This is a genomic window from Flavobacterium sp. SP2, assembly GCF_057626655.1.
The window spans coordinates 759,243-771,405 of sequence record NZ_JBVHBT010000001.1 but is presented as its reverse complement, the minus strand read 5'-3'; the positions used below and the strand labels follow the sequence as shown (position 1 = coordinate 771,405).

Genomic DNA, 12,163 nt, shown 5'->3' with positions numbered 1-12,163 from the left:
AGATTTATTAAGTAGTTACAACAAAAAAGTTTTGAGAAACGCCGACTGTAAATTTTCTATCTTTTCATTACCTTTACGGCATGGAATTTTCATCTAAACTTCTTGAAAAAGCAGTAAGCGAAATGTCGCAATTACCTGGAATAGGAAAACGCACGGCACTTCGATTAATGTTGCATCTTTTAAAACAACCTGTCGAGCAAACGCAGTATTTATCCCAAGCGCTAACTAGTATGCGTGAAGAGATTAAATTTTGTGTCAATTGTCATAATATTTCCGATGTTGAGGTATGTGAAATATGTTCTAATACGTCAAGAAATCAAGCTATTATTTGCGTTGTAGAAGATATTCGAGACGTTATGGCAATCGAAAACACCAATCAATTTAAAGGATTGTATCATGTTTTAGGTGGAAAAATTTCGCCAATTGATGGCGTTGGACCAAGCCAGTTAAACATTTCAACCTTGGTAGAAAAAGTAAGAAGTGGTTCGGTAGAAGAAATAATATTTGCTTTAAGCTCAACTATGGAAGGTGATACAACCAATTTTTATGTGTTTAAACAACTGAAAGATTTTAATATAAAAACGTCCACAATTGCAAGAGGAATAGCTGTTGGAGATGAATTAGAATATGCCGATGAGGTAACATTGGGAAGAAGTATTGTGCAACGCGTTCCATTTGAAAATTCTTTAAAAAATATTTAATTCAATAATGTGAGAGTTGTTTTTATAATTTGAATTGAAAACCTATCTTTGTTTACTAAACTGTTTCAGAATGAATATTCGATTACTGTATTTTTTGTTTTTTATTACTGTATTTTTTACTTCTTGTGTTCCAACAAAAGATTTGATTTATTTACAAAATAAAGACAATACTGCTGAAAATAAAACGATTACACCATTAGTTTCAAAACCTTATCGACTACAAACTAGTGACATATTAAGCATTAACATCAAGGCCACAGATCCTAAACTTGTAGAAATTTTTAACGGTTCGGCAAATCAAACAGCGTCCTCAGCCGAAGGATTGTATTTAACAGGCTACACTGTTGATGATCATGGAAATATCCGTATGCCAATTATTGGTGAAGTAAATGTTTTAGGTTATACTACCGAAGAAGTGAGGCAAAAGGTCGAAAAAATATTACTTGATGATCATTTTAGAAAAGAAGCTGGAATTTTTGTTAATGTAAAATTATCTGGTTTTCGATATACCATTAATGGTGAAGTTGGAATTACGGGTACAAAAATTCTATATCAAGACAAAGTCAATATCTTAGAAGCTATTGCAAATTCTGGCGATATTACAGTTACCGGAGATAGAAAAGATGTCAAAATTATTCGTCAGTTTCCTCAAGGTACAGAAACCTTCAGTATTGACTTAACGGATGCTAAAGCTACACAATCACCTGCCTACTATTTGCAACCCAACGATTATATTTATGTCAAACCATTGAAGCAAAAAACTTGGGGAACAGGAAAAACGGGTATCGAATCTTTAGGTACGATTATTACACTACTTTCTCTTGCAACTACAACCTATTTATTACTAACAAATTAAAAGTTATTTAAATGTTAGATACTAAAGATTTTTCGTTTTTTGAAAATCAGAACAGCTTTGATTTTAAAGGGTTTTTAATCAAAACAGGTAGTTATTGGCGGTGGTTTATTTTAGGTTTAATAATTTGTCTAACCATTGCGCATCAAATTAATATTAGGAAGCAAAAAATATATTCCTTAGATACTACGATTGCAATTAAAGAGCAAGATAATCCACTTTTTACTTCCAATACGAGTCTTACCTTCAATTGGGGTGGTACTTCAGATCAAGTGCAATCGGTGGCTACCACTATCAAATCGCGATCGCATAATGAATTGGTTGTTAGTAATCTAGATTTCTACATCGAATATTTAAAAAAGCAAAAATATTTTACGGAAGATGTTTACGGAAGCACTCCATTTGTGATAAAATTAGATAAGACCAAAGAGCAAATTTTACAATATCCACTTGAAATAAAATTTTTATCGCCAACGGTTTATCAAATTAAAACTACGTTTGCATCCAACTCGGTGCCCGTTATCAATTACAGTCAAAACACTTTTAATACAGTAAATGTTGTTTCGGGCGATTTTGATAGAAAATTTAAAGTAGGTGAGAAGGTAAACTTGCCGTTTATGAGTTTTACATTAGAAATAAAAGGGAGTCCAGGAAATTATGTAAACTCTGAATATACCATACAATTTAATTCTTTTGATGCTACCGTTTCAAGATTTAAAAATGTAAATGTTGTAATTGATGAAAAAGCAGGTTCCATAATTCGTCTTTCGATGGACGGCACGAATAAAGCTCGTATTGTTGACTATCTAAATGCAACCGTAAATACACTTATAAAACGACAACTCGATAGCAAAAATCTTTTTGCAGAAAATACGATTAAATATATCGATACAACGTTAAACTCTATGGAAGGCAATCTTAAAGATGCCAATGACGAGTTGAAAAATTTTAGTAAAAACAAAAACATCCTTGAAATTGAAAAAGGTGGTGAAACATTTCAATCTCAAATTTTAGATTTAGATCAAGAACGAGATGCTGTAAACCGAAAAATAAATTATTATAATACGCTGAGTAACTATCTAAAAAATAGTACAGATTATTCGAAACTTCCAGCGCCATCGGTTGCAGGAATTGAAGATCCAAATATTCAAGGCAATGTAGCCAAACTTATAGATTTATCGGTGCAGCGCTCCGAAATGGCTTATTCTGTAAAAAGTGAAGTCATGTTTAACAATCTTGACAACGAAATAAGTTCGGTAAAAAGAGTATTGCTTGAAAATATAAATGCTGCCAAAGCTGCTATAAAGTACGATGCATCAATAGTTACAAGTAAATTAAATAGAGCCGAAAGTAAAATTCAAGATCTTCCAGAAGACAAGCAAGAATATTTTAAGATTATGCGAAAGTATGATCTTAGCGAAAGTATTTATCAAACCTATTTGCAAAAAAGAAGCGAAGCCCAAATTGTAAAAGCTGCCAATTTATCAGACATTCAGTTTATTGATCCAGCCAAGGACATTGGTGGTGGATTAATTGGACCAAGAACTAGCGTCAATTATGTAATTGCGCTATTCATAGGATTGTTAGTTCCTTTGATGGTTGTGTTTTTGATTTTCTTTATTAATAATGCCATTCAGAATACAGACGATATTAGTTCAATGACTTCTATTCCGCTAATTGGTGTGGTCGGAATTAAGCACACCGACACCAACTTATCTGTATTTGAAAAGCCTAAATCAGCACTTTCAGAATCTTTTCGAGCTATTCGATCCTCACTTCAGTTTTTGTATAAAAAGCAAAATGTTTCTGGAACCAAAACGCTTATGCTTACTTCATCGGTCAGCGGAGAAGGTAAAACTTTTTGCTCTATGAATATTGCAACAGTATTTGCTTTAAGCGAAAAGAAAACTGTTATTGTTGGTTTGGATTTGAGAAAGCCGAAAATTTTCGAAGATTTTAATTTGACCAATGAAATTGGAGTTGTAAATTACTTAATTGGTCAAAAGTCAATTGATGATATCATTCTTAAAACGCACATTCCCTATCTGGATGTGATTACTTCTGGACCAATACCTCCAAATCCGTCTGAGCTAATTATGAGCGATTCGATGCGAGAAATGATGGAAGAGTTAAAACTTCGATATGATTATATAATTCTCGATACTCCACCAGTTGGATTGGTAACTGATGCAGTTGAATTGTCAACATTTGCCGATGTAACTTTGTATATAATGCGTCAAAATTTCACTAAAAAGGAAATGATAAATCTTTTAAATAATAGAGTGAAAAGAGGCGAATTAGAAAATGTGAGCATTATCTTGAATGGTTTTGAAAACAAGGCTAAATATGGAGCCGGTTATGGTTACGGTTATGGTTACGGATATGGAGCATATTCTAACGGATATCATGATGATGATGAACCTAAAAATGTTTTCATAAAATATTATAAAACGTTTTTAAAAATGATGGGAAAATAAAATGAGTATAAAAATTTTGATAACTGGTGGAGCCGGATTTATCGGTAGTAATTTGTGCGAATACTTTTTGTCAAAAGACTATGCCGTTACTTGTTTGGATAATTTTGCCACAGGACATCGTTATAATATTGAGCATCTTTTAAAAAATAAGAATTTCACCTTAATTGAAGGAGACATAAGAAATAGCGACGATTGTAAAAAAGCAACTTTAAATATCGATTATGTGTTGCATCAAGCTGCATTAGGTTCAGTACCAAGATCCATCAATGATCCAATAACTACTAATGAGGTTAACGTAACTGGATTTTTAAATATGTTGGTTGCGTCAAGAGATGCTGGTGTAAAACGATTTGTTTATGCTGCTAGTTCTTCTACTTATGGAGATTCTGAAAATTTGCCAAAAGTGGAAGACGTAATAGGCAAGCCACTATCTCCATACGCTATTACTAAGTACGTTAACGAGTTGTATGCAGAAATTTTCAGTAAATCCTACGGACTAGAAACAATCGGTTTGCGTTATTTTAATGTTTTTGGAAGAAAACAAGACCCAAACGGTGCTTATGCAGCAGTTATTCCTAAATTTGTACAGCAATTAATTAAGAAGGAAAGTCCAATTATCAATGGTGATGGAAATTTTTCTAGAGATTTCACCTACATCGATAACGTGATTCAAATGAATGAGTTGGCGGTACTTACAAAAAATAAAGATGCGCTAAATACTGTATACAATACTGCTTATGGTGATAGAACCACTTTGAATGAAATGGTTTTTTTACTAAAAAAGTATTTATCAGATTTTGATCCATCAATAGCTACAATCGAAGTCATTCATGGTGCATCTCGTAAAGGTGATATTCCACATTCGTTAGCCAGTATAGAAAAAGCAAAAAAGTTACTAAATTACAATCCCAAATACTCTTTTCAAGAAGGTTTAAAAGAAGCTGTAAAATGGTATTGGGAGAATTTAAAATAAAATAAAAGCATGAAAATTACAAATATTTGTTGTATTGGAGCAGGTTACGTTGGCGGACCAACAATGGCAGTTATTGCTCAAAAGTGTCCACATATTAAAGTTACTGTTGTCGATTTGAATTCGGATAGAATTGCCAAATGGAATGATGAGGATGTAAATAATATACCTGTTTATGAACCAGGATTAGGAGAAATTGTAAAACAATCTAGAGGAAAAAACTTGTTTTTTTCTACAGAGGTTGATAAAGCAATCGATGAAGCACAACTTATTTTTATTTCGGTTAATACTCCAACCAAAACTTATGGTTCTGGAAAAGGAATGGCAGCAGATTTAAAATATATCGAACTTTGTGCAAGACAAATTGCAAGGGTTTCTAAAAACGATAAAATTGTAGTTGAGAAATCAACTCTTCCTGTAAGAACTGCAGAAGCAATCAAAAATATACTTGATAATACTGGAAATGGTGTTCAATTTCAGATTCTTTCTAATCCAGAATTTCTTGCCGAAGGTACTGCAGTTGAAGATTTATTAGCTCCAGACCGAGTTTTAATTGGTGGTGATACAACTCCAGAAGGTCAAAAGGCAATTCAACAGCTTGCCGATATTTATGCCAATTGGGTAAGCACCGACAGAATATTAAAAACCAATGTGTGGTCTTCCGAACTTTCAAAACTTACAGCTAATGCATTTTTAGCACAACGCGTTTCTTCGATAAACGCAATGTCTGAACTTTGTGAAAAAACTGGCGCTGATGTCACTGAAGTTGCTAAAGCAATTGGAATGGACAGTAGGATTGGTGCAAAATTTTTAAAAGCTTCAGTCGGATTTGGTGGTTCGTGTTTTCAAAAAGACATTTTGAATTTAGTGTACATCGCTAAATCGTTTGGTTTAAACGCTGTTGCCGATTATTGGGAACAAGTAATCATTATGAACGATCATCAAAAAAGACGTTTTGGAAAAAAAATTGTTACAACTTTATACAATACAATTGCCGATAAAAAAATAGCATTTTTAGGTTGGGCTTTTAAGAAAGACACCAACGATACCAGAGAATCGGCTGCAATTTATGTAGCTGATGACTTGATAAATGAACAGGCAAAAATAGCTGTTTACGATCCTAAAGTTTCTCATGATCAAATACTATCCGACTTAAATTATTTAGAAAGTCGAAGCGAAGAGAAAAATGAAAAATACATAACTTCTTTCGAAAATGCATACGAAGCTTGCACCAACGCACATGCTATTGCAATTTTGACCGAATGGGATGAATTTAAAGAATATGATTGGCAAAGAATTTACGATTCGATGCTTAAACCCGCTTTTATTTTTGATGGAAGAAATCTATTAGATGGAGAAAAATTAAAAAAGATAGGTTTCCAATTTCACGCTATCGGATCATAGTTTTAAAAATATACACAAGCAGTTCTAATGGATATAAAAATTGGTATAATAGGTTTAGGATATGTAGGTTTGCCACTTGCACGATTATTTGCAACAAAATATCCAGTTGTAGGATTTGATATTAATCAAAAACGAGTAGATCAACTTATTGCAGGAAACGATTATACATTAGAAATAAGCCAAGAATTATTACAAGATGTGCTTGTTGAAAAACCTCTTGAAAAAAATGGACTTTATTGCACTACAGATTTAGAAGATTTAAAATCGTGTAATTATTACATCATCACCGTACCAACACCAATAGATAAAAATAATCGTCCCGATTTAACTCCATTATATAAGTCAAGTAAAACGGTTGGTAAAGTTTTGAAAAAAGGTGATATCGTTATCTATGAATCTACAGTATATCCTGGGCTTACTGAAGACGAATGTGTACCAGTTTTAGAAAAAATAAGTGGTTTACAATACAATATAGATTTTTTTGCAGGATATTCTCCAGAACGAATCAATCCTGGCGATAAACAACATACAGTTGACAAAATTTTAAAAATAACAGCAGGTTCAACTCCCGAAATTGGTGTAAAAGTCAACAATTTATACAGTTCAGTAATTACCGCAGGAACTCATTTAGCTCCTTCTATAAAAGTCGCTGAAGCTGCGAAAGTGATTGAAAATTCGCAACGCGATATCAACATTGCATTTGTAAATGAACTGGCTAAAATTTTTAACATTTTAGATATCGATACGCAAGCTGTACTTGAAGCTGCGGGAACTAAATGGAACTTTTTAAATTTCAAACCCGGACTTGTTGGCGGTCATTGTATTGGCGTTGATCCCTATTACCTTGCCCAAAAAGCACAAGAAGCGGGTTATCATCCCGAAATAATTCTTGCCGGAAGACGTTTAAACGATAGTATGGGCGAATATGTTGCTGCACGAATTGTAAAGCTCATGATTAAAAAACAAATACCCGTTAATTATTCTAAATTATTAATGTTGGGAATTACTTTTAAAGAGAATTGTCCAGATGTTCGAAATACCAAAATTGTTGATGTGATAAAATCACTATCTGATTACGGAATTGAGGTTACTATTTACGATCCATGGGCAAATCCAGAAGAAGTAGCTCACGAATATGGATTGATTACAACCAAGTCTTTTCCAAAAGAAAATTTTGATACCGTTGTATTAGGAGTAGCTCATGAAGAATTTTTAACGCTAGATTTAAATCCATTATTAAGAGAAAATTCGGTACTTTACGATGTTAAAGGTGTTTTGAAGTGTTCTGTAGATGGTAAATTATAATAAAAAAATATTAATAAAAAGTAAAAACTTTTTAAACTACTTAAGATGAAGAAAATCCTTATTACTGGTGGTGCAGGTTTTATTGGGTCGCATGTTGTAAGACGTTTTGTAACCAAATATCCAACTTATCAAATAGTAAATCTTGATGCGCTTACTTATGCCGGAAATCTTGAAAATATTGCCGATATAGAAACCCAATCTAATTATACTTTTATTAAAGGTGATATTGTAGATGCCGATTTTATAAATAATTTATTTCAAGAGCATCAGTTTGATGGCGTTGTTCATCTTGCTGCAGAATCTCATGTTGATCGATCAATTACCGATCCGTTGAGTTTTGTGAAAACAAATGTTATCGGAACGATGAATTTATTAAATGCTGCCAAAACTATTTGGAAAGACAATTCGGAGGGAAAACGTTTCTATCATATTTCAACAGATGAGGTTTATGGATCATTGGGTGCAACCGGTCTTTTTACTGAAACAACTTCTTACGATCCCAATTCGCCTTATTCGGCATCAAAAGCAAGCTCTGATCACTTTGTAAGAGCTTACGGCGAAACTTATGGTTTGCCTTACGTGATAACGAATTGTTCAAATAATTACGGAACCTATCATTTTCCTGAAAAATTAATTCCTCTTTTCATCAATAATATTATCAATAATAAACCACTTCCAGTTTATGGCGATGGTAAATATACACGTGATTGGCTATTTGTAGAAGATCACGCTGTAGCTATTGATTTAGTTTATCACGAAGGAAAAAATCACGAAACCTATAATATTGGTGGTTTTAACGAATGGCAAAACATTGATTTAGTAAAACTTCTTTGCAAGCAAATGGACGAAAAACTAGGTCGTGAAGTTGGAACTTCAGAAAAATTGATTACTTATGTAAAAGATCGTCCAGGACATGATTTAAGATATGCTATCGATGCATCTAAAATTAATAAAGAGTTGGGTTGGAAACCATCGGTAACTTTTGAAGAAGGTTTAGAAAAAACGATTACATGGTATCTAGCTAACGAGCAATGGCTTAAAAATGTTACTTCTGGAGCTTATCAAAATTATTACGACAAACAATACAACTGATTTTTAAACACTTAATTTTTTCACTATGGATGGTATCGATTTTAATGATTTCAAAGTTGTAAAAGACATCAGTTTATCTGAAAAACCTACTCGAATAAATGCCGATGCATCAAGTGAAAAATTAGAAAAAAAGTTAGAAAAACTTCAAGGAAAACTTAGTAAAATACAAGATAAAATGTATGCCCATAACAGGCATGCCATACTGATTTGCCTTCAAGGAATGGATACTTCAGGCAAAGACAGTTTTATTAGAGAAGTATTTAAGCAATTTAATTCGCGAGGTGTTGTGGTACATAGTTTTAAAACTCCAAATAGTACCGAGTTGGAACACGATTACTTATGGCGTCATTATTTGGCATTACCTGAAAAAGGAAAATTTGCTGTTTTTAATCGTACGCATTATGAGAATGTATTGGTTACAAGAGTACATCCTGAATATATTCTGAATGAAAATTTGCCAGGAATTGAAAAAGTTGAGGATATAACGCCTCCATTTTGGGAGAAAAGAATGCAGCAGATCATAAATTTTGAAAAACATATTTCTGAAAACGGAATCACAGTTTTGAAGTTTTACTTTCACATGAGTAAAGAAGAACAACGATTACGCCTATTAAAAAGATTAGAAAATGGAGAAGATAACTGGAAATTTTCTGTTGGAGATTTGAAAGAGCGTGAACTTTGGGACGATTACATGAAGTATTATGAAGAAGCAATAAATAGAACTTCGACTTCTGATGCACCTTGGTATGTAATTCCAGCCGATGATAAAGAAATGGCACGTTATCTTGGTGCAACTATTATATTGGAAGAAATGAAAAAGCTCACCGATATTGAGGAGCCAGAATTGGACGAAAAAGTAAAATCCAATATCGAGTTGTATAAAAACATGCTTAAAGAATAAAATAATAAAAAAAAGCAAGGCGCCAAGAAATTAATCTTAAGCGCCTTACCAACCAATTTACTTAACCCTATCGTTATAGATCAAAACCATATGCCAATCGCAAAGCGATTTGATTTGTTTTGAACTCGTTATAATCTTCGTAACGTAAACTTAAATCAAAGTTTTTGTTGGCATAACCAATTCCTGGAGCCCATAAAAATGTAGTATCATTGTAACCATTTGTAACAGCGAAACCAGCACCAAGTTCTCCTAGAACATAAAATCTGTCTTCAAAAACGAATGCTTTAAAACCTGCTTTTGCTGGAATAAATCCTAAGTCTTTAACATTATCACCAATAAATAAATTGGTAAAACCTGTAGTTAAAGTTACAGATGTTTTTAGTGATAAATTGTATTGTAATCTAACATCTCCACCTACTGAAAAATCGTAAGCATTGTCTGTTGGAAGACCACCATTAATACCAAATCCTAATTTAAAACCTTGATCGTAATTAGGTTCTTTAACTTCTTGTGCAAATGAGTTTGTTAAAAAGAACGAAACTGTAAGTGCAAGTGCAAATTTGATTTTTTTTGTAATAAGCATAAATATAATTTTAAAGTTTTACAGCTATTTGTTGTTTCAAATAACTTTTACAAAGATATAGAGTCACTCAGAGTACGGTGTTACAGAATTTTTTTCAATTGTTATATAATTTTTGTTTTTCACTTTAATATAATTTTATCAAATATTATTTTCAATCAATTGCTTCGAGTATCTTTGCATTTCTTAAAATAATACAGTTGAATTTATCCTTATATATTAAAGAGTTTTCGTATAATTTAAAACTTGCATATCCAGTTATTCTAGGGATGGTTGGGCATACACTAATTGCTATTGTAGACAATATAATGGTAGGAAAGCTCGGCGCTACTGAACTTGCAGCCGTATCTTTAGGAAATAGTATGATTTTTATAGCAATGTCTATTGGTATAGGATTTTCAACAGCAATAACACCGATTGTTGCCGAAGCGGATGCCGAAAAAGACGATGCCAAAATTCGTTCGGCTTTTCATCATGGATTGTTTTTGTGCATTCTTTTAGGGATTGCATTATTTTTACTTGTAGTTTTAGCCAAACCAATAATGGAACTGCTGCATCAACCAAAAGAGGTAATCGTTTTGGCCAAACCTTATTTAGATTGGGTAGCCTTTTCACTCGTGCCGTTAATAATATATCAAGGTTATAAACAGTTTGCCGACGGACTTTCTATGACTAAATATTCCATGTATGCAATTATTATGGCTAATGTTGTGCATGTTGTAGTAAACTATTGGCTCATTTATGGGATATGGATTTTTCCAAAAATGGGAATTCTTGGCGCAGGTTTAGGAACAGTAATTTCTAGAATTGCGATGGTTGTTTTTATGCATTTTATTTTGATAAATCATTCAAAATTAAGACCGTATTTCAAGAATTTTAGTTTTGATGAAATAAAAAAATCAGTAATTAAAAAAATTGTAAATCTCGGATTTCCTTCAGCCATGCAAATGCTTTTTGAAGTCGTTTTGTTTACAGCAGCAATTTGGTTGTGTGGAAATATCGGAAAAACAAGTCAAGCGGCAAATCAAATAGCGCTAAGTTTAGCGTCTATGACCTTTATGTTTGCAATGGGATTAAGCGTTGTTTCCATGATTCGAATTAGCCATCAAAAAGGTTTAAACGATTACAAACAACTTATAATAGTTGCCAGATCAATTTTTTTATTAGCAATTTTGATCGAAATTGTATTTGCTATTCTGTTTGTTGTCTTTCATAATGCATTGCCTTACATTTTCTTAAATATGGAAAATCAAATGCAACTTTTAGACAATAAAGAAGTAGTGTCAATTGCTGCAAAATTACTTTTGGTTGCGGCTGTTTTTCAAATTTCAGATGGTATACAAGTTGTAGTACTTGGCGCATTAAGAGGTTTACAAGATGTGAAAATTCCAATGTATATTACTTTCGTAGCCTATTGGGTTATTGGTTTTCCGATATCCTATTACCTAGGAGAATATACCAATCTAAAAGCAGTTGGCGTCTGGATCGGACTTTTGGCAGGATTAACCGCTGCCGCAGTTTTTTTGTATATTCGCTTTCATTATCTAACTAAAAAATTAAATACTAACTCGATTTCTAACGATGCTTCAGAAATCTTAAAATAATATACTATGGAATTACCAAAATTTGTTTTGGGTGACAACACCGATTTTCCTGATGATATTTTCATCATCCACCTAGATTATCCTCGATTTATAATCAATCTTAAAGATGATGAGGTTGAATTTATGGAAGAAGACGAAGATCTTGATGAAGCAGAATTAAAAGCTGAAATGGAGAGTTTAATTACGCAAGCGAATGACTTTTACGACAGAGAAATTGCACGATACGATGCAGAATAAAAAAAATCCGAAACTACTTTGAGTTAGTTTCGGATTTTT

The 12,163-nt window shown here is 32.7% G+C and carries 11 protein-coding genes; 10 read left to right on the top strand and 1 reads right to left on the bottom strand.

Going from position 1 to position 12,163, the window contains the following annotated elements:
* The first annotated feature begins 80 nt into the window (after window positions 1–80).
* The 8 genes from recR (at window position 81) to ACZ098_RS03690 (ending at window position 9,703) form a co-directional block, all read left to right on the top strand.
* Window positions 81–701, top strand: coding sequence for a recombination mediator RecR (recR, locus tag ACZ098_RS03725; RefSeq protein WP_487310391.1), 621 nt, complete (start codon window positions 81–83; stop codon window positions 699–701).
* A 70-nt stretch (window positions 702–771) separates the two neighbouring features.
* Entirely contained in the window at window positions 772–1,557 is a 786-nt protein-coding gene (locus ACZ098_RS03720; RefSeq protein ID WP_487310390.1) for a polysaccharide biosynthesis/export family protein, read from the top strand.
* 11 nt (window positions 1,558–1,568) lie between these two features.
* Complete coding sequence (locus tag ACZ098_RS03715; RefSeq protein WP_487310389.1) at window positions 1,569–4,031, top strand: polysaccharide biosynthesis tyrosine autokinase; 2,463 nt, start codon at window positions 1,569–1,571, stop codon at window positions 4,029–4,031.
* Window position 4,032: 1 nt separating this feature from the next.
* Window positions 4,033–5,004 (top strand): SDR family oxidoreductase, encoded by a 972-nt coding sequence (locus ACZ098_RS03710; RefSeq protein ID WP_487310388.1) that lies wholly within the window; start codon window positions 4,033–4,035, stop codon window positions 5,002–5,004.
* A 9-nt stretch (window positions 5,005–5,013) separates the two neighbouring features.
* Window positions 5,014–6,405 carry a UDP-glucose 6-dehydrogenase gene (locus tag ACZ098_RS03705; RefSeq protein WP_487310387.1) on the top strand — a complete coding sequence of 464 codons (1,392 nt, stop codon included), beginning with the start codon at window positions 5,014–5,016 and terminating at the stop codon, window positions 6,403–6,405.
* Window positions 6,406–6,432: 27 nt separating this feature from the next.
* Window positions 6,433–7,710, top strand: a complete 1,278-nt coding sequence (locus ACZ098_RS03700) for a nucleotide sugar dehydrogenase (protein ID WP_487310386.1) — start codon at window positions 6,433–6,435, stop codon at window positions 7,708–7,710.
* Window positions 7,711–7,755: 45 nt separating this feature from the next.
* Complete coding sequence (rfbB, locus tag ACZ098_RS03695; RefSeq protein ID WP_487310385.1) at window positions 7,756–8,802, top strand: dTDP-glucose 4,6-dehydratase; 1,047 nt, start codon at window positions 7,756–7,758, stop codon at window positions 8,800–8,802.
* 25 nt (window positions 8,803–8,827) lie between these two features.
* Window positions 8,828–9,703, top strand: a complete 876-nt coding sequence (locus ACZ098_RS03690) for a PPK2 family polyphosphate kinase (protein ID WP_487310384.1) — start codon at window positions 8,828–8,830, stop codon at window positions 9,701–9,703.
* A 73-nt stretch (window positions 9,704–9,776) separates the two neighbouring features.
* On the opposite strand, the gene ACZ098_RS03685 is transcribed toward ACZ098_RS03690, so the two are convergent.
* The gene (locus ACZ098_RS03685; RefSeq protein WP_487310383.1) at window positions 9,777–10,286 is read right to left on the bottom strand and encodes a hypothetical protein; all 510 of its coding nucleotides are present in this window, start codon (window positions 10,284–10,286) and stop codon (window positions 9,777–9,779) included.
* 197 nt (window positions 10,287–10,483) lie between these two features.
* On the opposite strand from ACZ098_RS03685, the gene ACZ098_RS03680 reads away from it, so the two are divergent.
* Together ACZ098_RS03680 and ACZ098_RS03675 are read left to right on the top strand one after the other, a co-directional pair.
* Window positions 10,484–11,887, top strand: coding sequence for an MATE family efflux transporter (locus ACZ098_RS03680; protein ID WP_487310382.1), 1,404 nt, complete (start codon window positions 10,484–10,486; stop codon window positions 11,885–11,887).
* Between the two features lie 6 nt (window positions 11,888–11,893).
* Window positions 11,894–12,124 carry a hypothetical protein gene (locus ACZ098_RS03675; RefSeq protein ID WP_487310381.1) on the top strand — a complete coding sequence of 77 codons (231 nt, stop codon included), beginning with the start codon at window positions 11,894–11,896 and terminating at the stop codon, window positions 12,122–12,124.
* Window positions 12,125–12,163: the final 39 nt, after the last annotated feature.

Excerpts from the sequence above, each read along its gene's own strand:
- recR (WP_487310391.1), top strand. The coding sequence starts at position 81 with ATGGAATTTTCATCTAAACTTCTTGAAAAAGCAGTAAGCGAAATGTCG.
- ACZ098_RS03720 (WP_487310390.1), top strand. The coding sequence starts at position 772 with ATGAATATTCGATTACTGTATTTTTTGTTTTTTATTACTGTATTTTTT.
- ACZ098_RS03715 (WP_487310389.1), top strand. The coding sequence starts at position 1,569 with ATGTTAGATACTAAAGATTTTTCGTTTTTTGAAAATCAGAACAGCTTT.
- ACZ098_RS03710 (WP_487310388.1), top strand. The coding sequence starts at position 4,033 with ATGAGTATAAAAATTTTGATAACTGGTGGAGCCGGATTTATCGGTAGT.
- ACZ098_RS03705 (WP_487310387.1), top strand. The coding sequence starts at position 5,014 with ATGAAAATTACAAATATTTGTTGTATTGGAGCAGGTTACGTTGGCGGA.
- ACZ098_RS03700 (WP_487310386.1), top strand. The coding sequence starts at position 6,433 with ATGGATATAAAAATTGGTATAATAGGTTTAGGATATGTAGGTTTGCCA.
- rfbB (WP_487310385.1), top strand. The coding sequence starts at position 7,756 with ATGAAGAAAATCCTTATTACTGGTGGTGCAGGTTTTATTGGGTCGCAT.
- ACZ098_RS03690 (WP_487310384.1), top strand. The coding sequence starts at position 8,828 with ATGGATGGTATCGATTTTAATGATTTCAAAGTTGTAAAAGACATCAGT.
- ACZ098_RS03685 (WP_487310383.1), bottom strand. The coding sequence starts at position 10,286 with ATGCTTATTACAAAAAAAATCAAATTTGCACTTGCACTTACAGTTTCG.
- ACZ098_RS03675 (WP_487310381.1), top strand. The coding sequence starts at position 11,894 with ATGGAATTACCAAAATTTGTTTTGGGTGACAACACCGATTTTCCTGAT.